General features: G+C 52.0%; 21 protein-coding genes and 2 tRNA genes. 10 read left to right on the top strand and 13 right to left on the bottom strand.

From position 1 onward, the window contains the following. Window positions 1-97 precede the first annotated feature (97 nt). Window positions 98-745, bottom strand: a complete 648-nt coding sequence (locus tag AC6I8L_RS10505; protein WP_058959822.1) for a YchE family NAAT transporter — start codon at window positions 743-745, stop codon at window positions 98-100. Between the two features lie 444 nt (window positions 746-1189). Between AC6I8L_RS10505 and adhE the strand changes: the two genes are divergently transcribed. Next, window positions 1190-3868, top strand: coding sequence for a bifunctional acetaldehyde-CoA/alcohol dehydrogenase (gene adhE, locus AC6I8L_RS10510; RefSeq protein ID WP_034828825.1), 2679 nt, complete (start codon window positions 1190-1192; stop codon window positions 3866-3868). A 52-nt stretch (window positions 3869-3920) separates the two neighbouring features. Here the strand turns inward: adhE and tdk are convergent, their stop codons facing one another. Then, window positions 3921-4541 (bottom strand): thymidine kinase, encoded by a 621-nt coding sequence (gene tdk, locus AC6I8L_RS10515; protein ID WP_058959850.1) that lies wholly within the window; start codon window positions 4539-4541, stop codon window positions 3921-3923. A gap of 417 nt (window positions 4542-4958) precedes the next feature. Between tdk and hns the strand changes: the two genes are divergently transcribed. Continuing rightward, window positions 4959-5366, top strand: coding sequence for a histone-like nucleoid-structuring protein H-NS (gene hns, locus AC6I8L_RS10520; RefSeq protein WP_034828823.1), 408 nt, complete (start codon window positions 4959-4961; stop codon window positions 5364-5366). A gap of 96 nt (window positions 5367-5462) precedes the next feature. On the opposite strand, the gene AC6I8L_RS10525 is transcribed toward hns, so the two are convergent. From AC6I8L_RS10525 to rssA, 5 genes are all read right to left on the bottom strand, one after another. Beyond that, on the bottom strand, window positions 5463-6470 hold the full coding sequence (locus tag AC6I8L_RS10525) for an NAD-dependent epimerase (protein WP_058959823.1): 1008 nt from the start codon (window positions 6468-6470) through the stop codon (window positions 5463-5465). A 14-nt stretch (window positions 6471-6484) separates the two neighbouring features. Further along, window positions 6485-7825 carry a UDP-glucose dehydrogenase family protein gene (locus AC6I8L_RS10530; protein ID WP_034828819.1) on the bottom strand — a complete coding sequence of 447 codons (1341 nt, stop codon included), beginning with the start codon at window positions 7823-7825 and terminating at the stop codon, window positions 6485-6487. A 23-nt stretch (window positions 7826-7848) separates the two neighbouring features. After that, window positions 7849-8757: a UTP--glucose-1-phosphate uridylyltransferase GalU gene (gene galU / locus AC6I8L_RS10535; protein ID WP_034828817.1), complete on the bottom strand. Its 909-nt coding sequence runs from the start codon at window positions 8755-8757 to the stop codon at window positions 7849-7851. 193 nt (window positions 8758-8950) lie between these two features. Further along, window positions 8951-9967, bottom strand: a complete 1017-nt coding sequence (rssB, locus tag AC6I8L_RS10540) for a two-component system response regulator RssB (protein WP_058959824.1) — start codon at window positions 9965-9967, stop codon at window positions 8951-8953. 102 nt (window positions 9968-10069) lie between these two features. Continuing rightward, window positions 10070-10975 (bottom strand): patatin-like phospholipase RssA, encoded by a 906-nt coding sequence (rssA, locus tag AC6I8L_RS10545; RefSeq protein ID WP_058959825.1) that lies wholly within the window; start codon window positions 10973-10975, stop codon window positions 10070-10072. A gap of 96 nt (window positions 10976-11071) precedes the next feature. Here rssA and AC6I8L_RS10550 point away from each other — a divergent pair, with 96 nt between their 5' ends. The 5 genes from AC6I8L_RS10550 (at window position 11072) to xthA (ending at window position 13713) form a co-directional block, all read left to right on the top strand. Next, on the top strand, window positions 11072-11527 hold the full coding sequence (locus tag AC6I8L_RS10550; protein ID WP_058959826.1) for a YchJ family protein: 456 nt from the start codon (window positions 11072-11074) through the stop codon (window positions 11525-11527). A 57-nt stretch (window positions 11528-11584) separates the two neighbouring features. After that, the gene (gene purU / locus AC6I8L_RS10555) at window positions 11585-12433 is read left to right on the top strand and encodes a formyltetrahydrofolate deformylase (RefSeq protein ID WP_034828882.1); all 849 of its coding nucleotides are present in this window, start codon (window positions 11585-11587) and stop codon (window positions 12431-12433) included. A gap of 142 nt (window positions 12434-12575) precedes the next feature. Continuing rightward, window positions 12576-12660: transfer RNA gene (locus tag AC6I8L_RS10560), tRNA-Tyr, on the top strand. Window positions 12661-12705: 45 nt separating this feature from the next. Further along, window positions 12706-12790 (top strand) — tRNA-Tyr (locus AC6I8L_RS10565). Window positions 12791-12900: 110 nt separating this feature from the next. Continuing rightward, entirely contained in the window at window positions 12901-13713 is an 813-nt protein-coding gene (gene xthA / locus AC6I8L_RS10570; RefSeq protein ID WP_034828809.1) for an exodeoxyribonuclease III, read from the top strand. Between the two features lie 33 nt (window positions 13714-13746). Here the strand turns inward: xthA and AC6I8L_RS10575 are convergent, their stop codons facing one another. The 4 genes from AC6I8L_RS10575 to AC6I8L_RS10590 form a co-directional block, all read right to left on the bottom strand. After that, window positions 13747-14001 carry a YnjH family protein gene (locus tag AC6I8L_RS10575; RefSeq protein ID WP_236699723.1) on the bottom strand — a complete coding sequence of 85 codons (255 nt, stop codon included), beginning with the start codon at window positions 13999-14001 and terminating at the stop codon, window positions 13747-13749. Window positions 14002-14042: 41 nt separating this feature from the next. Beyond that, window positions 14043-15965, bottom strand: a complete 1923-nt coding sequence (locus AC6I8L_RS10580; protein WP_058959828.1) for a DNA topoisomerase III — start codon at window positions 15963-15965, stop codon at window positions 14043-14045. Window positions 15966-15987: 22 nt separating this feature from the next. After that, entirely contained in the window at window positions 15988-17031 is a 1044-nt protein-coding gene (gene selD, locus AC6I8L_RS10585; protein ID WP_058959829.1) for a selenide, water dikinase SelD, read from the bottom strand. Window positions 17032-17184: 153 nt separating this feature from the next. Then, window positions 17185-17736: an NAD(P)H nitroreductase gene (locus tag AC6I8L_RS10590; protein WP_058959830.1), complete on the bottom strand. Its 552-nt coding sequence runs from the start codon at window positions 17734-17736 to the stop codon at window positions 17185-17187. 169 nt (window positions 17737-17905) lie between these two features. On the opposite strand from AC6I8L_RS10590, the gene sppA reads away from it, so the two are divergent. The 3 genes from sppA to pncA all read left to right on the top strand — a co-directional run bounded on the left by sppA (window position 17906) and on the right by pncA (window position 21489). After that, entirely contained in the window at window positions 17906-19765 is a 1860-nt protein-coding gene (gene sppA / locus AC6I8L_RS10595) for a signal peptide peptidase SppA (RefSeq protein WP_045816086.1), read from the top strand. 85 nt (window positions 19766-19850) lie between these two features. Continuing rightward, entirely contained in the window at window positions 19851-20864 is a 1014-nt protein-coding gene (gene ansA / locus AC6I8L_RS10600; protein WP_034828797.1) for an asparaginase, read from the top strand. Window positions 20865-20880: 16 nt separating this feature from the next. Continuing rightward, window positions 20881-21489 carry a bifunctional nicotinamidase/pyrazinamidase gene (gene pncA / locus AC6I8L_RS10605; protein WP_058959831.1) on the top strand — a complete coding sequence of 203 codons (609 nt, stop codon included), beginning with the start codon at window positions 20881-20883 and terminating at the stop codon, window positions 21487-21489. Window positions 21490-21524: 35 nt separating this feature from the next. Here pncA and AC6I8L_RS10610 read toward each other — a convergent pair whose 3' ends face one another. After that, window positions 21525-21806, bottom strand: a complete 282-nt coding sequence (locus tag AC6I8L_RS10610) for a YeaC family protein (protein ID WP_045816085.1) — start codon at window positions 21804-21806, stop codon at window positions 21525-21527. 2 nt (window positions 21807-21808) lie between these two features. Beyond that, on the bottom strand, window positions 21809-22219 hold the full coding sequence (gene msrB, locus AC6I8L_RS10615) for a peptide-methionine (R)-S-oxide reductase MsrB (protein ID WP_058959832.1): 411 nt from the start codon (window positions 22217-22219) through the stop codon (window positions 21809-21811). Window positions 22220-22222 lie beyond the last annotated feature (3 nt).

The following is a 22222-nucleotide window of genomic DNA, read 5'->3' on the forward strand; positions in this document are numbered from 1 at the left end:
GCCAGGCGAATAACCTCACCCTATTGGTGCAAAATAATGGCCCATTGCACCAATATGGATCACGAAAGTTATTTTTTAACTAAAAAACCCCGACAAATTAATTCAGCAAACCCGGAAATATCGCCTTCATCCCGGTGACAACAAACTCAATCCCCAGTGCCATTAAAAGCAATCCCATGATTCGGGTAATCACGTTAATGCCTGTTTGTCCTAAAACGCGCACCATTAAAGGGGCAGCTCTAAACAATAACCAACAGCAGAGCGCGAAAATCGCAATGGCGATAGTGAAACCGAGCAGGTTTATCCAGCTGTGGTAACGCGTGCTCCAGACGATAGTCGAACTGATCGCACCCGGGCCGGCCATCAAGGGCAAGGCCAGAGGCACCACACCAATACTTTCACGAATCGCGGTCTCTGACTTTTCCTGCTTGTTTTGCTTATCCTCGCCCAACTTGCCGCTGATCATCGACATCGCGATGGTTACCACCAGAATCCCCCCGGCGATACGGAATGAATCAATTGAGATACCAAACAAATGGAGAATGGCATCCCCCAGGAACAATGAGGTCCAGAGTATGATCGCCACAGCAAGATTTGCCGTAAAGTTGGTTTTATTCCGCTCAGCGACCGCCTGATAGCTGGTCATGCTGATAAACACGGGGATGATCCCCACGGGATTGACCAGGGCAAATAAGCCGACAAAAAACTTAACGTAGCCGGAAAAATCAAGTAGCACGGGGTTCACGGTGAGCTCCACGAAGGTAGTGTTTCAAATCGCGCTTAATGTAGTGCATAAGCCGGAGGGAAAACCAGTGGGTTAAGCGGAAATATATGCTGCTATTTCCCCTTACTTCCAGTTTATTCCTCTGCGAACAATGGCTCGTCGCCCACCTCATGTCATCTCCATCAACTAAAACCGCTTAATGAGTTACTTTAGTTGCTAAAGTCGATGCTGAAAGGTGTCAGCTTGGCGCCAGATTGATCCACATCAAAATTTGCCTACCTCATCAGGGGTAATCTTAACCCATCGAAACTATTGATACAGGCGTCAGCATTTTATCCTGGAAACCCTTTTAGTAAGCAACGGCAATCTACTCGCCACTCTGAACAACGTATAAGCATAGCGCGACTATACTTTCCGACTCAGGCTTGCTTACTAAAAGAGTTTAACTTCCTTCAGGAGAGCACTATGGCCGTTACAAATGTTGCCGAACTTAATGCACTGGTAGAGCGTGTTAAAAAGGCACAGCGTGAATACGCCAACTTTAGTCAGGAACAAGTTGATACCATTTTCCGCGCTGCTGCACTCGCCGCTGCTGATGCCCGTATCCCCCTCGCCAAAATGGCCGTCGCCGAATCGGGCATGGGTATCGTTGAAGATAAAGTGATCAAAAACCACTTCGCTTCTGAATATATCTACAACGCCTATAAAGATGAGAAAACCTGTGGTGTGCTGGATACAGATGACACCTTCGGTACTATCACCATCGCTGAGCCAATTGGCCTGATTTGCGGTATCGTACCGACCACTAACCCGACCTCAACCGCCATCTTTAAAGCCTTGATCAGCCTTAAAACCCGTAACGGTATCATCTTCTCACCACATCCACGCGCCAAAGATGCCACCAACAAAGCAGCCGACATTGTGTTGCAAGCCGCCATTGCGGCCGGTGCACCGAAAGACATTATTGGCTGGATCGATGTCCCGTCAGTAGAACTGTCTAACCAGTTAATGCATCACCCTGATATCAACCTGATTCTGGCCACCGGTGGCCCAGGCATGGTAAAAGCCGCATACAGTTCCGGTAAACCGGCGATTGGTGTCGGTGCCGGTAATACGCCTGTCGTTATTGATGAAACCGCCGATATCAAACGCGCAGTCGCTTCTATCCTGATGTCGAAAACCTTCGATAACGGCGTCATTTGTGCGTCAGAGCAGTCTGTCATCGTGGTGGACTCGGTCTACGATGCGGTTCGCGAGCGTTTCGCCAGCCATGGCGGCTATCTGCTGCAGGGCAAAGAGTTGAAAGCCATTCAGGATATCATTCTGAAAAATGGTGCACTGAATGCCGCTATCGTCGGCCAACCTGCGGCAAAAATTGCTGAACTGGCCGGCATCAGCGTCCCTGCGACTACTAAAATCCTCATTGGTGAAGTGAAGCTGGTGGATGAGTCTGAACCGTTTGCCCACGAAAAATTGTCGCCAACCCTGGCGATGTATCGCGCAAAAGATTATTACGACGCGGTAGATAAAGCAGAAAAACTGGTGGCTATGGGCGGTATCGGCCATACCTCTTGCCTGTACACTGACCAGGATAACCAACACGAGCGCGTGCACTTCTTTGGCGACAAAATGAAGACCGCCCGTATTCTGATTAACACACCAGCTTCGCAAGGTGGTATTGGCGACCTCTATAACTTCAAACTTGCGCCATCGTTGACGCTGGGCTGTGGTTCCTGGGGCGGTAACTCAATTTCTGAGAACGTCGGACCTAAACACCTGATCAACAAGAAAACCGTGGCCAAGCGAGCTGAAAATATGTTGTGGCATAAACTTCCGAAGTCTATCTACTTCCGTCGTGGTTCACTGCCGATTGCCCTGGAAGAAGTCGCGACCGACGGTGCTAAGCGCGCCTTTATCGTCACTGACCGCTTCCTGTTTAACAATGGCTATGCCGATCAAGTCACTCGCGTGTTAAAAGCGCACGGCATCGAAACTGAAGTGTTCTTTGAGGTAGAAGCGGACCCAACACTCAGCATCGTACGTAAAGGTGCTGAGCAGATGAACAGCTTCAAACCCGATGTGATTATCGCCCTGGGCGGCGGTTCCCCGATGGATGCCGCGAAAATCATGTGGGTGATGTACGAACATCCTGAAACCCACTTCGAAGAACTGGCGCTGCGTTTCATGGATATCCGTAAACGTATCTACAAGTTCCCGAAAATGGGCGTGAAAGCGCGCATGGTGGCCATCACCACCACTTCCGGTACCGGTTCTGAAGTTACACCGTTTGCTGTGGTCACTGACGATGCGACAGGCCAGAAATATCCGTTAGCGGACTATGCGTTGACGCCTGATATGGCGATTGTGGATGCCAACCTGGTGATGGATATGCCTCGCTCACTCTGTGCGTTTGGTGGTCTGGATGCGGTAACTCACTCGCTGGAAGCCTATGTCTCTGTACTTGCAAATGAGTACTCTGATGGCCAGGCGCTGCAGGCGCTGAAACTGCTGAAAGAGAACCTGCCGGCCAGCTATCGTGAGGGGGCGAAGAATCCAGTAGCGCGTGAACGTGTGCATAATGCGGCCACAATCGCCGGTATCGCGTTCGCCAACGCCTTCCTCGGTGTGTGTCACTCCATGGCGCATAAGCTGGGCTCGGAGTTCCACATTCCGCACGGTTTGGCCAACGCCCTGCTGATTTGCAACGTCATCCGTTACAACGCGAATGACAACCCAACCAAGCAGACAGCTTTCAGTCAGTACGATCGCCCACAGGCACGTCGTCGCTACGCTGAAATTGCCGACCATCTTGGATTGAGTGCACAGGGTGACCGCACTGCCCAGAAAATTGAAAAACTGCTGGCATGGCTGGAAGAGATGAAAACTCAACTCGGTATCCCAACCTCAATCCGAGAAGCTGGCGTGCAGGAAGCCGATTTCCTGGCGAAAGTCGATAAGCTGGCAGACGACGCGTTTGATGACCAGTGTACCGGTGCGAATCCGCGTTATCCGCTGATTGCCGAATTGAAGCAAATCATGCTGGATACCTTCTATGGCCGCGAATTCTCTGAAGCTGAAGGCCCAGTGGCTGAAGCCGCCGATGATAAAACGGTGAAAATCGAGAAAAAAACCAAAAAAGCCTAACCGGCTAAAAACAAAAAACCCGCTGCGGCGGGTTTTTTTTATCGCTAAATAATCAAGCGTGCGGAGATTGCGCACCATAGATAGCTTTTAACGATCCTTCATCAATCGCCTGTTTATAGTGTTTACGGCAGACAGAAATATATCGCTCATTGCCGCCAATCACCACCTGCTCTCCTTCGCTGAACGGTTTACCGTTGACATCAAGGCGCAATACCATGCTGGCTTTACGACCGCAATGGCAGATAGTTTTAAGCTCAACCAGTTTATCTGCCCATGCCAGTAAATATTGACTACCGGTAAAGAGCTCGCCGCGAAAATCAGTGCGTAATCCATAACACAATACGGGAATATCCATATTGTCGACCACATCCGATAACGCCCTGACTTGCTCACGTGTCAGGAACTGACTCTCATCCACCAGCACACAATGAACCGGTTGCTTCGCATGCTCCCTGGCTATTTCCTGATTTAATTGTGTCGCAGCGTTATATAAAAAAGCAGGAGACGAAAGACCAATCCGCGAGCTTACCTTGCCCGCACCAAAGCGGTCATCAATCTCGGCGGTATACACCAGAGTGCGCATGCCGCGCTCCTGATAGTTATAGGAGGACTGAAGCAAAGCAGTGGATTTACCCGCGTTCATCGCGGAGTAATAAAAATAAAGTTGGGCCATATGCAGAATCTCATCGCAGCACAAATCTGATGGCGCGCAGTCTACCATAAACAAGTAAACCTGTAGCGATGCATTATTTTTATCATTTGCTCAAATTAACGACAATGGCAGGTACGTGATTCATCATCGACGTTAAAACAGCACTTTTTGGCAAAGAACAATCTATGCTGAGAATTTATTCAGCATTATTACTGCCAAAGTGTAAGGATTAGCACAACGTCACTGTGGCAAACGCGGATAATCAAGGCTTCAGATCTAAGCGCTAACGGTAAATATATTTGTAAACCGTAATACAATGTGATTTCTGGTTTTTACTTAACGTTTTACTTTTTAATCTGACTATTGCAGTTATTTTTTAGCCCCACTATTATGAGTCGGCAGAACAACTCCCATTTATTATATTTTGAGATTAGGACAATGAGCGAAGCACTTAAAATTCTTAATAATATCCGTACATTGCGCGCGCAAGCTCGGGAATGCACTCTGGAAACACTGGAAGAGATGCTGGAAAAACTCGAGGTTGTCGTCAATGAGCGTCGTGAAGAAGAAACTCACGCGCAGGCTGAAAATGCTGAACGTAACCGCAAACTTGAACAATACCGTGAGATGCTGATTGCAGATGGTATCGATCCAAACGAATTGTTACAGGCACTTTCTGAGACTAAAGCACCGGGAAAAACCAAGCGTGCTGCACGTCCTGCCAAGTATTCTTACGTTGATGAAAATGGTGAAAACCGTACCTGGACAGGTCAGGGTCGTACACCAGCCGTGATTAAAAAAGCGATTGAAGAACAAGGTAAACAACTGGACGATTTCCTGCTGTAATTTTCCAGTGCTTCGAATTGTGAATAGCGCTAACGTGAGTTCACTTTACACCGGGTAAGAAAAAGGAAGCCGCTGGCTTCCTTTTTTAATGCGTCTTTATTGCTGATAAAAGCGACGATACCAATCAACAAAGTTCTGCACGCCCTGCTCAACCCTGGTTTGCGGACGGAACTGAATCGCATCATATAATGGCTGAGTATCCGCACTGGTATTGAGCACATCTCCCGGCTGCATCGGCAGCATATTTTTCTTCGCTTCAATGCCCAACGCTTTTTCCAGTGACTCGATATAGGTCATCAGGCTGGTCGGCTGGCTGTTGCCGATATTGTAAACCCGGTATGGCGCAGAACTGGTGGCCGGCGATCCCGCTTCCACGGTCCAGTTTTCATCAGCCTGCGGAATCACATCCTGCATACGCACGATAGCTTCAGCAATATCATCAATGTAAGTAAAATCTCGGGTCATTTGCCCACGGTTATAGACGTCGATTTGCTCACCGGCCAGCATTGCGCGGGTGAATTTGAATAACGCCATATCCGGACGTCCCCACGGACCGTAAACAGTAAAGAAGCGCAGACCGGTGGTGGGCAACTGGTACAAATGGGAATAAGTATGCGACATCAATTCGTTGGCTTTTTTGGTGGCCGCATACAGAGAAATAGGATGATCAACAGAGTCATCCGTTGAGAAAGGCATTTTGCGGTTAAGCCCATATACTGAGCTGGATGACGCATACAGCAGGTGGCCAACTTTATGATGGCGGCACCCTTCGAGAATATTGAGGTGGCCAATGAGATTGGCATCGGCGTAAGCGTGTGGGTTATCAATTGAATAACGAACGCCCGCTTGCGCACCCAGATGGATCACGCGATCAAATGCATGATCTTCGAATAATGAAGAAATGGCCTGGCGATCTGCCAGGTCCATTTTCAGGAAAATAAACTCGGGATGCTGGAGGATCTGGTCTAAGCGCGCTTGTTTCAGGCTGACATCGTAATAGTCATTCAGGTTATCGATACCGACGACCTGGTGACCGGCGGCCAGCAAACGCTGACTCACGTGAAATCCAATAAAACCTGCCGCACCGGTAACCAAAAACTTCATACATCCCTCATTTATTACACAATTTGAATTGATGCTCCGCGGCCGATAGCGTAATACGTAAAGCCGCGTTTGCTGATACGCTCCGGATCATACAGGTTACGACCATCAAAAATCACGGGTTGTTTTAACGCGGTTTTGATAACGTCGAAATCTGGCGCACGGAAGTTCTGCCATTCAGTACAAATCACCAGGCCATCAGCACCTTGCAACGCCGCTTCTTTGGTACCGGTCAGCTTCAGGTCGTCGCGGTGGCCATAAATACGCTGCGCTTCTTCCATTGCTTCCGGGTCAAATGCCTGAATGGTCGCACCCGCTTCCCATAGCGTTTCCATCAGCACACGGCTGGAGGCTTCACGCATATCGTCGGTGTTAGGTTTGAACGCAAGGCCCCAGAGAGCAAAGGTTTTGCCACGCAGATCGTCGCCAAAATGACGCTTGATGAAGCTCGGCAATTTGTTCTTCTGTGAATCATTCACATCTTCTACCGCCTGCAACAGACGCGGTGTGTAACCAATCGATTCAGCAGTACGAATCAGCGCCTGCACGTCTTTCGGGAAGCACGAACCACCGTAGCCACAGCCAGGGTAGATGAAGTGATAACCAATGCGAGAATCTGAACCAATCCCCTGACGGACTTTCTCAACGTCGGCTCCCAGACGTTCTGCCAGGTTAGAGATTTCGTTCATGAAGCTGATTTTGGTCGCCAGCATGCAGTTCGCTGCGTACTTGGTCAGCTCTGCACTGCGGATATCCATCAGAATCATGCGATCGTGATTGCGGTTGAATGGCTCATAAAGCTCACGCAACAACTCAACCACGTCGTCGTTATCAGTGCCCACCACGATGCGCTCAGGACGCATGCAGTCGTTTACTGCAGCCCCTTCCTTGAGGAATTCAGGGTTAGAAACCACATCAAACGGGATGTTCACATCACGTTTTTGCAGCGTCTCGGCCATTACTGCACGCACACGATCAGCCGTTCCGACAGGGACGGTAGATTTATCGATCACCACTTTATGATCGTTCATGTGCGCTGCAATTGTCCGCGCAACCGCAGTCACATATTTCAGATCGGCAGAACCGTCTTCATCCGGCGGCGTACCCACAGCAATAAATTGCATGACACCGTGGTTAACACCCTCTTCTGCATTGGTGCTGAACTTCAGGCGACCCGCTTCATAGTTAGACATCACCAGCGGCGTCAAACCCGGTTCGAAAATCGGAATATGGCCTTTTTTCAGGTTTTCGACTTTCTTTTCATCGACATCAATACAGAGAACGTCATGTCCGACTTCGGCTAACACCGCAGCCTGAACCAGACCGACATAGCCGATACCAAATACAGTGACTTTCATTGAATTATCCTGTGTTTAATGAATTACTTTTTGTTGCCTACAGCGCCTTCCAGCCATTGAGTAAAGTCTTTACCCAGTACTGGATGACGAACGCCATACTCAACGAAAGCCTGCATATAACCCAGTTTGTTACCGCAGTCATGGCTTACACCGGTCAGGTGATAGGCTTCAACGGTCTCTTTTTCCATCAGCATGGCGATGGAGTCAGTCAGCTGAACTTCGCCGCCAGCACCTGGAGGGGTTTTCGCCAGCAGTGGCCAGATATCAGCAGACAGCACGTAACGACCCACAACTGCGAGGTTAGAAGGCGCTTCAGAAGCTTTAGGCTTTTCAACCACACCCACCATTGGCGCGCTCTGGCCTGGCGCCAGGTCAGCACCTTTGCAGTCAACGACACCGTAAGCGGTCACATCAGCAACCGGCTCTACCATGATCTGGCTGCGGCCGCTTTCTTCGTAACGCGCCAGCATTTCTGCCAGGTTGTCTTTGGTTGGGTCAGATTCGTACTCATCGATGATCACATCTGGCAGAATCACGGCAACCGGCTCATCACCGACCAGCGGATGTGCACACATCACTGCGTGGCCAAGGCCTTTCGCAATACCCTGACGCACCTGCATGATGGTCACGTGTGGAGGACAGATAGATTGGATTTCATCCAACAACTGACGCTTAACGCGTTTTTCCAGCATGGATTCCAGCTCAAAACTGGTATCAAAATGGTTTTCGATGGCGTTTTTAGAAGAGTGCGTAACCAACACGATTTCGTTAATGCCCGCAGCAATACACTCATTCACGACATATTGGATCAGCGGCTTATCGACCAGCGGTAACATCTCTTTTGGAATAGCTTTAGTAGCAGGCAGCATACGCGTACCCAGACCTGCAACCGGGATTACCGCTTTTTTTACTTTAGACTTATAGGCAGACATCTAAATACCTCTCTTAATAGGCCGTTCAAGTTAATACTTGATATGTCGGTTTAAAAACGAAATGAGTATATCAGTTACTATCAGACGGATTTATCCTGGATGGAGCTAATCCGCGGAATTTAAGACTATTACCCAAGTGTAAAGCTTACCCCTGGCCCTGTCTCCAGCCCGCAAAAAATATAAATCCAATCGCTTATTCTTCAGCCGATAACATCAGCCGTAGCCTGCCACCCGCGCCCCACACATGGCACTGCCAGGCATCAGCGCGTTGACTAATCTGATTGAGGTGCGGACTGCCCATAGTACCAAGCGGCACGCCATTACTGAGTTGAATCTGATGGGTGTTAATGTGCAATGTGGCGTTGAGGCCAGCGGAGACCAGAATCAGGTTTTTCAACTGACGGTGGTAGTACCCCACCAGCAAGGGGAACTGGCCACTGAGATTGGCCTGGCGTAACAGCATATTGACCTGGCGCAGCAGGCCGTTTAACTCCGGCAAGCGCTGCTTCTGTCCGGAAAGTTGTTCCTGTAACAGACCATTAAACAGCGCGCGCAACAGTAAGGCGGCCAACACGCCATTATCGCCTGCTCGGGTCACATCAAGACAGTAAAAGGCCAGATCCTTGTCGGACAACGCGGCAATATCCAGCACCAGCCCTGGCTGTTCGGCCATGGTCAGTTGGCGATAGTTAATGCGGCAATTGGCGATGGTTTGCTGAACCGGAGGTTGCAACTGCTTCAGTAACTTAGACGCAGCTAAAGGATCGCGGACCAGTGCATCCCAATCCTGAAACAGCTGTTCATCTTCCTCAACTTTGGAAGTGAACATCGAAGGATAAAGGCACTCATAAACAGCTTCACGAAAACGTTCGAGGTTTCTGAGCGGCTTAAGCAGAACATCCTGAACCCCAAGGCGCAGGACATGCGCAATATCAGCCATGTTCTGCGTGGCGGAGATGATCAAGATTGGCACGCTATTACCGCGGCTGCGGATACGTTCGACGAACTGAAGCCCCCCCATGCGCGGCATCTCCAGATCGCAAATCACCAGATCCACGGCTTGAGCCGACAGCAAGGTTAAGCCATCGAGGCCATCTCCCGCTTCCAGCGTGCTGGCTCCCAGCCCCACCAACATAGTGTCTAACATCGAACGGAAAACGACCTCATCTTCGACAATGAGTATCTTTTTGCCGATTAGTGGTTTTTCCATTCTCTCCCCCTGCGTACCAGATATTTCAATAGTGGTTCATAAAACGCAGTTGCGCCTTTCAGAATTGACTGAAGTCGCACTGCCTGAGAATGAACAACCTGATTATCTGCCTCGGACCAGCGGTAATAGTTCATCCATTTTTTTCTCGACGGCGGCTTTACCTGCCGCAATGGCTTCTTCTGCACGATGAAAATCCAGTGTGGATATCTGCGGACAAAACGGTTGAATAAGCACATCCGGTGGATCGCCCGCCATACGATTACGTTTAAGGCGGTTTTCCAGAATCTGGATGGATGTGGACATGATCTCCATGGCGCCCGGCGTTTGATTGGCCCGGCGGTGCGTCAGACCCAGTATGCGCTGGCGCAATTTTTTGCCCCAGCTTAATGCCTCAGCCGCAGCCTCTTCTTCGCCGCTCTGAGGTGTCACCGATAATAAATCCTGCTGCATTAAATGCGCGTCATGCTGTAAATCCACCGCGATGACAATGTCGGCGCCAAGGGCTCGTGTCAGAGATATCGGCACCGGATTGACCACGGCACCATCCACCAGCCAGTAACCATTGTAGCCAACAGGTGGTAATAAGCCTGGCATACTACAGGACGCACGTACTGCCTGATGCAAATCGCCTTCGGTTAACCACAACTCACGGCCGGTACTTAAATTCGAGGCCACCACGCCAAAGGGTTTATTGCACCCCTCAATCAATTCATTGGGGATCAACTGACGGATGTGGCTGAACACGCGGTCACCGCGCAGCAAACCACCACGCTGCCACGACAGATCCATGAGCCGGATCACGTCCCAATAGCGAAATGCGCTCACCCACTTTTCCATTACGCCCAGCCGCCCATTGACGTATGCCGATCCCACCAACGCGCCGACAGAGCAGCCTGCAACCACATCAATTTCAATGCCGGCACGCTCCAGCGCATTAATCACACCAATGTGCGCCCAACCTTTGGCGGCGCCTGAACCCAGGGCCAGCCCGATCCTCACCTTTCTCATCGCACCTCGTGATTAGTCTGGTACGTAGCATCCCGCTCAGCAGTCGGCTACCATAGCGCACACTTTAATTAACTTTAATCACTCACAGGAGATGACGTGTCTGAAAAGTGCCCCTGCTGCAGCGGAAAGCAGTATAGCTTATGTTGCCAGCCCTTTCTGAGCGGTCAGGCATTCCCTGCCAGCGCTGAACAATTAATGCGTTCACGCTACACCGCTTATGTTGAAAAGAACGCGGGTTATCTGGCTGCGACCTGGCACTCCAGTAAGCGTGTGGCCGACCTTGAGACGTTATTATCTGAAAGTTTTTCCGGCACTGAGTGGCTGGGCTTGAATGTAACCCGTTGTAATCATGGAAGCCACGAGAATGAAGCCTTTGTGACCTTTTTTGCGCGTTACCGCGAAAAAGAGCGCACTTCGGCCATCTATGAATGTTCACGCTTTCTCTGTGAGGATCAACGCTGGTACTATATCGACGGAACGGTGCCCGAGCTGGGGCGCAACGATCGCTGTCCTTGTGGCTCCGATAAAAAATACAAAAAATGTTGTGGTTAATCTGGACAGATGCACAACGGCTTTACCATTCATCGCTTTGACAGGACTCTGATCGAGATGCAAGCGCAAAACACGCAACGAAAAGTTTTACGGACCATTTGCCCTGATGCGAAAGGTCTGATCGCCAAGATCACCAACATTTGCTACAAGCATGAACTCAACATTGTGCAAAACAATGAGTTTGTCGATCACCGTACCGGGCGCTTTTTCATGCGCACAGAGCTGGAAGGGATTTTCAACGACAATACCCTGCTGGCGGATCTCGACAGCGCGTTACCGGTAGGTTCGGTGCGGGAATTGCAGAGCGCTGGTCGTCGTCGTGTGGTGATTCTGGTGACCAAAGAGGCGCATTGCCTGGGCGATCTGCTAATGAAATGCGCGTTTGGTGGTCTCGATATGGAGATTGCCGCCGTCATTGGTAACCATGAAACGCTGCGCTCGCTGGTTGAACGTTTCGATATTCCGTTTGTGCTGGTCAGCCATGAAGGCCTGACGCGTGAAGAGCATGACAACCGCATGGGCGATGAAATTGATCGCTACCAGCCGGATTACGTGGTGCTGGCCAAATATATGCGCGTGCTGACGCCGGCTTTTGTGCAGCGTTACCCGAATCAGATCATCAATATTCACCACTCGTTCCTGCCTGCTTTCATCGGCGCGCGCCCTTACCATCAGGCTTACGAGCGTGGCGTAAAAATTATCGGTGCTACCGCGCACTACGTGAATGACAACCTCGATGAAGGTCCGATCATCATGCAGGACGTGATCAACGTCGATCACAGCTACACCGCAGAAGAGATGATGCGTGCCGGTCGTGATGTCGAGAAGAATGTCCTGAGCCGCGCGCTGTATAAAGTGCTGGGCCAGCGCGTGTTCGTTTACGGTAACCGCACCATCATTCTGTAAGCGTCCTGGCGCTGAATTGTGCAACTCTTCAGCGCCACGGATGAAAAGTGGGCAAACGATTCATATTTTTGTTTCAGCGCTTTACAGTCAGAACGCATTTGGTATCATGCGCCCCGCTTTCAGGCACATTATTCAGGCCAGTGGCGGGATTCCCGAGCGGCCAAAGGGAGCAGACTGTAAATCTGCCGTCATCGACTTCGAAGGTTCGAATCCTTCTCCCGCCACCATCTGAATAATCTTCTCACCTGAATCACTAAGAGCTTTATATCCCTGGCGGGATTCCCGAGCGGCCAAAGGGAGCAGACTGTAAATCTGCCGTCATCGACTTCGAAGGTTCGAATCCTTCTCCCGCCACCATCGCTTTTCCTATTGCTTACATCGTTATTTCTTCCCGATTCAATCCATGACATTCTAACGAAAACTCGTTACCATCCCGGCATACTTTTGCGGATAAGAATGGCAGCGAAATGAAATTCATCTCTTTCAACATCAATGGCTTGCGCGCACGCCCTCATCAACTTGAAGCCCTCGTCGAACAGCATCAGCCAGACGTCATCGGCCTGCAGGAAACCAAAGTTCACGATGACATGTTCCCGCTCGAAGACGTCAGCAAGTTGGGTTACAACGTGTTTTATCATGGTCAAAAAGGCCACTACGGCGTCGCGCTGCTGACCAAAGCGCAGCCTGTTTCGGTACGTCGTGGTTTTCCCGGTGATGATGAAGATTCACAACGCCGCCTAATCATGGCGGAGATCCCCAGCCCGATTGGCGACATCACCGTGATTAACGGTTACTTCCCGCAGGGTGAAAGCCGTGACCATCCAACTAAATTCCCGGCGAAAGAGAAGTTCTACCGTGATTTACAGGATTATCTGGAACAGCAGTTGGCGGTTGATAAGCCGGTGCTGATCATGGGTGACATGAATATCAGCAGTACCGATCTTGATATCGGCATTGGCGAAGATAACCGCAAGCGCTGGCTGCGCACCGGTAAATGCTCATTCCTGCCAGAAGAGCGTGAGTGGATGGATCGCCTGTTGCATTGGGGTCTGGTCGATACCTGGCGCGCGAAATACCCGGAAACGGCTGACCGTTTCTCCTGGTTCGACTACCGTTCAAAAGGTTTTGATGATAACCGTGGTCTGCGTATCGACCTGTTGCTGGCCAGTCAACCGCTGGCAGCGCGTTGCATTGAAAGTGGCATTGATTACGAGATCCGCAGTATGGAAAAACCATCGGATCATGCACCTGTCTGGTCGACGTTCAATCTGGAAAAATAAGTAAACTGCGTGGCGTGAGAACGCCACGCACCTTTACTTGATGATTTTCCAGATAAGCGGGTTAGTGCCCATCACTTTCTCATCACGCCCACACTGCAGCAGCACGCCTTCCGCTTTCACTACTGCCCCTTCAGAGTAACTGCGATTCTCATAAGTGCAGCACTGCAGACAGTTGCTCTGCTGATTATTCTGTCCCTGTGTCCAGACTTCCGGTGGCATATCCACCACCACATCCGTATTGCCCGTGCGACTGTTTTCCGGCTGGCGGTTCGCCAGCGCCGAATTCATGCACAACAGCAGCCCGCTAAGCGCTAATAGGATATAACGCATCACTCTGTCTCCTTGGTTTTACGCCGGGTCGATTTCGGTTTTGCTTTACGTTTAGCGGCCGGTGCGGCAATGCCTCTAAATGATTGCAACGAGGGTCGCTGACGCGCTTCGCCAATTAACCCGATCAGCGTGGCAACCAGCGGCTGCATAAACTCATCGTAGCGGCAGGCCTTTTCACTGATGCGTGTTAATGTCGATTCCCATTGAGCCGTCATATCTGGTCGGGCCGCCATTTCTGGTAACGCATGGATCAGCGCCCTGCCCGCGTCCGTAGAATGAATATAGCGGCCTTTCTTCACCAGGAATGTCCGGCGGAACAATAATTCAATAATGCCGGCTCGCGTCGCTTCCGTCCCTAAACCATCGGTCGCACGCAGCACTTTCTTTAGTTCTTTATCCTGAACAAAGCGCGCGATGCCGGTCATGGCGGATAACAGGGTGGCATCGGTAAACGGGCGCGGCGGCTGCGTCTGCTTGGCATGCACCTCACCGCGCTCACACAGCAGCTCATCGCCCTTTGCCACCACCGGTAAAGGCGTGCCATCGTTCTCTTCATCGCGTTCTTTACTGCCGAGTAAGGCACGCCAGCCCGCTTCTGACAGAAAACGCGCTTTGGCAACAAACTTACCCCCGCCAATCTCGAGATCGATAACACATTTGCGAAACACCGCGTCTGGGCAAAATTGCATCAGATACTGACGTGCCACCAGGCCGTAAATATTGGCTTCATTCTCCGTGAGGTTCACTTTACTGGCGCGGGCGGTAGGGATGATCGCGTGGTGCGCATCCACCTTTTTATCATCCCAGCAGCGGTTCTTCTGATCAGGGTTAAAATCCGTAGGCGGTGTCAGATTGGGTTGGTGCGCCTGTATCGCATTCAGCACCGCATGCCGTCCGGCAAAATGTTCATCCGGCAAATAACGGCTGTCTGAACGCGGATAGGTAATCAACTTATGGGTTTCATACAGACGCTGGCAGCAGTCCAGTACGTTTTGCGCACTCAGGCCGAAACGCTTTGCCGCCTCGATCTGCAGGCTGGAGAGCGAAAACGGCAATGGTGCGGTGTCAGATTCCCGTTTGTCGTTATAGCCTGTCACTATCGCCGGCTTACCGTTGATGCGCTCTAAGACATGATCGGCCAGCGAACGGTGTAACAGGCGACCTTCCTCATCCTGCCAGGGTTCGCAGGCGTCGCTGGGTATCCAGCTGGCAACAAAACGCTCATCCTTCGGCGTCACAATGTGCGCTTTCACTTCGAAGTAATCTTTAGGAATGAAGTTTTCGATCTCTTCATCGCGACGCACCACCAGGCCGAGCACCGGCGTTTGTACGCGTCCGACCGACAGCACGCCATCATAACCGGCATTGCGGCCTAATAGCGTCCAGGCACGGGTCATATTGATGCCGTAGAGCCAATCTGCGCGGGCGCGGGCCAATGCGGAGACGCACAGCGGGATAAACTCGCGATTCTCACGTAAACGGCTGACTGCTCGCTCCACGGCGGAGGGGTTGAGATCGTTAATGAGACAGCGCTGCACTTTCTGCCGCTTTTCCGGCGCGAGTTGCAGGTAGTCCAGCACTTCATCCACCAACAGCTGACCTTCTCGATCCGGGTCACCGGCGTGCACCACTTCACTCGCCTGTTGCAGCAAACCCTCAATCACTTTGAGTTGCTTAGCCACCGACGGACGTGGCTGTAAACGCCACTTTTCCGGAATGATCGGCAAGTCGGCAAGATTCCAGCGCGCATAGCGGCTGTCATAGCTGTCCGGCTGCGCCTGTTCCAGCAAATGTCCGACACACCAGGTGACCATCTGATCGTTGCCACAGGCAATAAAACCGTCACCGCGGCGATGCGGCTTCGGCAGTACATCAGCAATGGCACGCGCCAGGCTGGGTTTTTCAGCAATAAACAAACGCATGTCTGGCGTCGTTCCTTCTACGTCAATTCACGACGGTAATTAATGGACAGGAAGGATCGGCAGCGAAGAGTTCCCCCACCGCCGTCGCCTGCACGCCGGCCAATATTGCGCAGCGCTGGAAGGCTTCGACCTCGCTGGGTTGCACCGCCACCAGTAAACCACCCGAGGTTTGCGGATCGCACAGTAACGCGCGAGTTGCATCGTCCATCGCGGAAATCAGGGCGCCATAGCTGGCAAAATTGCGCTGAGTGCCGCCGGGCACGGCACCTTTGGCGATATACTCATCGACACCCGGTAAGCGCGGAACCTGTGTGGCGTGGATTTCCGCACGCAAACCTGATCCCTGGCAAATCTCACTCAGATGTCCCAGCAAGCCAAAACCGGTGACATCGGTCATGGCGCTGACGCCATCCAGTTTGGCGAACTCGGCACCGGCTTTATTCAATTGACACATCACCTCCGCCGCTAATGACTGGTGTTCTGGCAGCAGAAGGCCTTTTTTCTCGGCGGTGGTCAGGATGCCAATTCCCAGCGGCTTGGTGAGAAACAGCTGGCTTCCCACCTGCGCGGCGCTGTTCTTTTTCACCCGCGCCACATCAACAATTCCCGTGACGGCCAGGCCAAAAATCGGCTCCGGCGCATCGATCGAATGCCCACCCGCCAGCGCAATACCAGCAGCCTGACAGGCCGCACGACCGCCTTCAATGACCTGCTGAGCCACTTCTGGGCTCAGCACGTTGACCGGCCAACCCAGGATGGCAATCGCCATAATCGGTTTGCCGCCCATGGCATAAATATCACTGATAGCGTTGGTGGCGGCGATACGGCCAAAGGTATGGGGATCATCAACAATCGGCATGAAGAAGTCGGTGGTGCTGACTACCGCTGTGCCGTTGCCAAGATCGTATACGGCAGCATCGTCACGTGTTTCGTTGCCCACCAGCAACTGGGGGTCATGAAAAGGGGTCAGCTCACTATGAAGAATGGTTTCCAGTACCTGCGGCGAAATTTTGCAGCCGCAGCCAGCTCCATGGCTGTATTGCGTCAGACGAAGAGGTTCACTCATGGCGGGTTCCTTATGCGCTGAACAGAAGGCTGTATGTTAGCCTGGCTGTCAACCGGTGGTAAGTGTTGCGCGGTTTAAGCTCGATCTTTCGCACACGCGGTGTGCAATCTTTGCAACACGCCTCACCCTGCCGAAGAAACCCGCTGATGTCTGTCAGAAATAACTGACAAATTGCGCGGTGACCGGTGCAACTACCGTGGTATTCGCTTTAAGCTGCGGTGTACCGAGATACAGGAATCCGACAATCGCATCCTGCTCGCGGCAACCAAAGGCTTCGCGTACCGAAGGATGGTCGGTCCATGGACCGCTGCGCCAGATACCGTTAAAGCCCTGCGCCACCGCGGCCATTTGCATCGCCATCACGGCACAACCTGCTGAAACCAACTGTTCCCAATGCGGGACTTTGGCATGCTCTTCACAGTGCGCCACAACAGTGATAATCATCGGCGCTCGAAACGGTGCGGTGGCGGATTTTTCAATCGCCTTTTCATCGAGGTTGCTGTCACGCGCCGCTTGTTCAAGCAATTTACCAAAACGCTCACGCCCTTCATTCTCTACAATGATAAAGCGCCACGGCTGCAACGTACCATGATCCGGTGCACGTAAGCCTGCGTGCAAAATGTTCTGCAAGACTTCGCCCGCTGGTGCCGGTTCTGCCAGACGCGAAGCCGAACGGCGGTTAATTAATAAATCCAGTGCATCCATCATTATTCTCCCGTGAATAAAAAGCGTGGGCTAATCCTGGCACAGCAAGATCTTTTGTAACAGTCTGGCGCGATTTCCTGCTGACATTTCGCACGCTGCTCTTTAGGATGAACCCGACATCGGGGCAGACCGCGTGGCGACTGCCCTGTTACGTGAATATGGAGAGTTTATGCGCACATTGTGGCGAATTATTGCTGGCCTGTTCCGCTGGAGCTGGCGGGTGTTAAATTTTATTCGGGAATTCATTCTTAATTTATTCCTCATCGTCTTAATCCTCGCCGGTGTCGGTATCTGGTTACAGCTTTCCAGCGCCAACAGCAGCGAACCGGTGCAACAGGGTGCACTCAAAGTGGATTTAAGCGGTGTATTAGTGGATAAACCTTCCGTCAGTAATCGCCTGAGTCGCATCAGCCGTGAGTTGCTGGGCGCGAGCAGCGATCGCCTGCAAGAGAATTCATTGTTCGACGTGGTGGATGCGGTTCGTCAGGCGAAAACTGACAAAAACATCACCGGGATCGTGCTTGATTTGCGTGATTTTGCTGGCGGCGATCAACCCTCATTACAATATCTGGGCAAATCGCTGCGTGAGTTCCGTGATGCGGGCAAACCGATATACGCCATTGGTGATAGCTATAGCCAGGCGCAATACTACATCGCCAGCTATGCCACCAAAATTTATCTGTCACCGCAGGGCACCGTTGATCTGCATGGCTTTGCTACCAATGGGTTGTATTACAAATCCCTGCTAGAGAAGCTCAAAGTCAATTCTCATGTGTTCCGTGTGGGCACCTACAAATCTGCCGTCGAGCCTTTCCTGCGTGACGATATGTCTCCGGAAGCACGTGATGCGGATGGTCGCTGGATCGGCCAGCTGTGGCAGAACTACCTGAACACCGTTTCCGCAAATCGCCAGATTACCCCGGATCAACTGTTCCCGGGAGCAGCCGGCGTCATCAGCGGATTGCAGGCTGTTGACGGCGATACCGCAAAATATGCGCTGAACAGTAAATTGGTTGATGTGCTGGACAGCCGTGCGGCTGCCGATCAGGAACTGGTGAAAACCTTTGGCTGGGATAAAGCCAATAACGATTATCGCAACGTCAGCATTTACGATTACACCGTGAAGCAGCCTCAGCAGGATCAGGATGGCAATATTGCGGTGATCTTCGCCAGCGGTGCGATTATGGACGGTGAGGAAACCGCCGGAAACGTGGGTGGCGATACCACCGCTTCGCAGATTCGCGATGCACGTCTCGATCCGAAAATCAAAGCGATTGTACTGCGCGTCAACAGCCCAGGTGGCAGCGTGTCGGCATCGGAAGCGATTCGTGAAGAGTTAGCCGCAGCCCATGATGCCGGCAAGCCAGTGGTGGTCTCAATGGGCGGCATGGCGGCTTCAGGCGGCTACTGGATCTCGACGCCAGCAGACTACATTGTGGCCGCACCCAGCACCTTGACCGGTTCAATCGGTATTTTCGGCGTGATTAACACGGTTGAAAATAGCCTGAACAGTATTGGTGTGCACACGGATGGCGTGGCCACTTCGCCACTGGCGGATGTTGCCACCACTAAAGCCCTGCCGACGGAAGTGCAACAGTTGATGCAGCTGACCATCGAAAATGGCTATCGCAATTTTGTCGGACTGGTAGCGAAGTCGCGTCACAAAACGCCAGAGCAGATCAATGATATCGCCCAGGGCCACGTCTGGACCGGTAGCGATGCCAAAGCGAATGGTTTAGTCGATGCGTTGGGTGATTTTGACGATGCCGTGGCGAAAGCGGCCGAATTGGCAAAAGTCGCCAAGCCGCAGCTTAGCTGGTATCAGGACGACCCCGGCATGATTGACCTGCTGCTAAATCAGATGAATGCCTCTGCACAAGCGATGCTGCCAGCAGCACTGAAGGTGTGGCTGCCCGCGCCGATGCTGGACGTAATGAGTGCAGTGAAAGATCAGCCTGGCCTGATGAACAATCTTAATGATCCGCAAAATCGCTACGCCTTCTGCCTGAACTGCGGCAACGTACGCTAATCTTTACAGCCCGGCCGCTGGTCGGGCTGCTTTTCGCTGTTAATCCCCTTATACTGCGCGTTTTACGGCAAGTCTGAGTTCTTCCATGCAAAAGAAAAATATCTATGTAGCCTACACGGGCGGTACCATCGGTATGCAGCGCTCCGCGCACGGCTACATTCCGGTTTCCGGCCACTTGCAGCAGCAACTGGCCAACATGCCAGAGTTCCATCGGCCTGAGATGCCGAATTTCACCATCCACGAATATCAGCCTCTGATGGATTCGTCAGACATGACGCCATTGGATTGGCAATCGATTGCTGATGACATTAAACAGAATTACGACAGCTATGATGGTTTTGTGATTCTGCATGGCACCGACACCATGGCATTCACTGCCTCGGCGCTGTCATTCATGCTGGAAAACCTGGCGAAGCCGGTAATCGTAACCGGCTCGCAGATTCCACTGGCAGAATTGCGCTCAGATGGTCAGCAGAATTTACTCAATTCGTTGTACGTGGCCGCTAATTATCCGATCAATGAAGTGGCGTTGTTCTTTAACAACACGCTGTTCCGTGGCAATCGCACCACCAAAGCGCATGCCGACGGCTTTAACGCCTTTGCCTCACCGAATCTCCCTCCTCTGCTGGAAGCCGGTATTCACATTCGTAAACTCAATACGCCACCTGCGCCTCAGGGCAGGGGTGAGCTGATTGTGCACCCGATTACTCCGCAGCCGATTGGCGTGGTCACCATCTATCCGGGTATCTCTGCCGATGTGGTACGTAACTTCTTGCGCCAGCCGGTGAAGGCCCTGATTCTGCGCTCATATGGGGTGGGCAACGCGCCGCAGAATGCCGAATTCCTGGCTGAGCTGCAGCAGGCCAGCGAACGTGGGATTGTGGTGGTGAATCTGACGCAATGCATGTCCGGCAAAGTGAACATGGGGGGTTATGCCACTGGCAATGCGCTGGAGCATGCGGGCGTGATCAGCGGTTTTGACCTTACCGTTGAGGCAACATTAACAAAACTGCACTTTTTGTTGAGTCAAAACCTCACCAACCCGGAAATTCGTGCCAGAATGCAACAGAATTTACGCGGCGAACTGACCGACGACTGATACGGAGCGAGATGTAATGAAGCGGGCATTGATAATCATCGATATTCAAAACGATTTTTGCCCCGGCGGCCCAATGGCAGTGCGCGAAGGCGACCAAACGGTTGCCGTTGCCAATCGCTACGCACGCGAGTTCCGCGATCGGGGAGAATGTGTAGTGGCATTACAGGACTGGCATCCGGCAGATCACGGCAGCTTCGCCTCTGTCTCTGGTGAACCGGTGTATACATTGGGTGAACTGAACGGTCTGGCGCAAATCTGGTGGCCCGATCACGGTATTGAGAACTCAGTGGGTGCGGATTTTCACCCCGAACTGGATCGCACACTGATTGATGCGGTGTTCCACAAAGGCGGCGATGCTGACGTGGACAGCTACAGTGCCTTCTTCGACAATGGCCATCGCCGTAAAACGGAGCTGGACAGCTGGCTGCGGGAACGCGGCATCAGCGATCTGGTGATGCTGGGTCTCGCCACCGATTACTGTGTCAAATACAGCGTGCTGGATGCGCTGGAGCTGGGCTACAACGTTGAAGTGGTGAAAGAGGGTTGCCGCGGCGTCAACCTGAATCCTGATGATAGCGATATTGCCATCGAACAGATGCAAGCTCAGGGTGCGGTAATAATCTGAAAATGAGGGCTGGTGAAAACCAGCCCTTTTGCGCTCTAGTGCAGGTTAATGCGCGTGATGTCCGGCTCGATACCGAACTCTTCCTTAAGCTGCTTTTTCGACTTCATCACCATCTCCCCCCCTTTGCCAATGGTCATATGCTGCGGGTCGTCGTTGTGACGCGCCTGCCACAGCATCACCAGCTGCAGGCAATTATCGCGCTGCTCTTGCGTCAGCGCGACACCGTCCGGCCATTTACCGGTTTCCACTGCGGTGGCGAGCCGCTCGTAGACTTCCGGCGTCATCGCCGCCAGCATGGCTTCCAGTTCTTGCTTCATGCTCAGCCCTCTTGTTGCTTGCCCTGCTCATCGGTAAAGCTCAATGAGGCAGAGTTAACGCAGTAGCGCTCACCGGTAGGCTGCGGGCCATCCGGGAAGACGTGGCCGAGATGCGCATCGCAATTGCCACAGCGAATTTCCACGCGGTGCATACCGTGAGAATCATCTTCCAGATAACGAATCGCATCATCGCTGTACGGCTGGTAAAAGCTCGGCCAGCCGCAGCCTGAATCATATTTAGAGTCTGAGAGGAACAGCGGTGAATTGCACACTAAACAGTGGTAGATACCTTCCTGCTTGTTATGCAGGAGTGCGCCACTGAAAGGAGGTTCCGTGCCGCGATGCTGTGTGACATAACGCTGCATCTCAGAGAGCTGCGCGATTTTTGCCTCGGGTGCGGTGTCTTTAGCCATTTT

The organism is Type-E symbiont of Plautia stali (assembly GCF_059731115.1).

Coding starts and splice junctions, on each gene's coding strand:
- adhE (WP_034828825.1), top strand. CDS start 1,190: ATGGCCGTTACAAATGTTGCCGAACTTAATGCACTGGTAGAGCGTGTT.
- tdk (WP_058959850.1), bottom strand. CDS start 4,541: ATGGCCCAACTTTATTTTTATTACTCCGCGATGAACGCGGGTAAATCC.
- hns (WP_034828823.1), top strand. CDS start 4,959: ATGAGCGAAGCACTTAAAATTCTTAATAATATCCGTACATTGCGCGCG.
- AC6I8L_RS10525 (WP_058959823.1), bottom strand. CDS start 6,470: ATGAAGTTTTTGGTTACCGGTGCGGCAGGTTTTATTGGATTTCACGTG.
- AC6I8L_RS10530 (WP_034828819.1), bottom strand. CDS start 7,825: ATGAAAGTCACTGTATTTGGTATCGGCTATGTCGGTCTGGTTCAGGCT.
- galU (WP_034828817.1), bottom strand. CDS start 8,757: ATGTCTGCCTATAAGTCTAAAGTAAAAAAAGCGGTAATCCCGGTTGCA.
- rssB (WP_058959824.1), bottom strand. CDS start 9,967: ATGGAAAAACCACTAATCGGCAAAAAGATACTCATTGTCGAAGATGAG.
- rssA (WP_058959825.1), bottom strand. CDS start 10,975: ATGAGAAAGGTGAGGATCGGGCTGGCCCTGGGTTCAGGCGCCGCCAAA.
- purU (WP_034828882.1), top strand. CDS start 11,585: ATGCAAGCGCAAAACACGCAACGAAAAGTTTTACGGACCATTTGCCCT.
- xthA (WP_034828809.1), top strand. CDS start 12,901: ATGAAATTCATCTCTTTCAACATCAATGGCTTGCGCGCACGCCCTCAT.
- AC6I8L_RS10575 (WP_236699723.1), bottom strand. CDS start 14,001: ATGAATTCGGCGCTGGCGAACCGCCAGCCGGAAAACAGTCGCACGGGC.
- AC6I8L_RS10580 (WP_058959828.1), bottom strand. CDS start 15,965: ATGCGTTTGTTTATTGCTGAAAAACCCAGCCTGGCGCGTGCCATTGCT.
- selD (WP_058959829.1), bottom strand. CDS start 17,031: ATGAGTGAACCTCTTCGTCTGACGCAATACAGCCATGGAGCTGGCTGC.
- AC6I8L_RS10590 (WP_058959830.1), bottom strand. CDS start 17,736: ATGGATGCACTGGATTTATTAATTAACCGCCGTTCGGCTTCGCGTCTG.
- sppA (WP_045816086.1), top strand. CDS start 17,906: ATGCGCACATTGTGGCGAATTATTGCTGGCCTGTTCCGCTGGAGCTGG.
- ansA (WP_034828797.1), top strand. CDS start 19,851: ATGCAAAAGAAAAATATCTATGTAGCCTACACGGGCGGTACCATCGGT.
- pncA (WP_058959831.1), top strand. CDS start 20,881: ATGAAGCGGGCATTGATAATCATCGATATTCAAAACGATTTTTGCCCC.
- AC6I8L_RS10610 (WP_045816085.1), bottom strand. CDS start 21,806: ATGAAGCAAGAACTGGAAGCCATGCTGGCGGCGATGACGCCGGAAGTC.
- msrB (WP_058959832.1), bottom strand. CDS start 22,219: ATGGCTAAAGACACCGCACCCGAGGCAAAAATCGCGCAGCTCTCTGAG.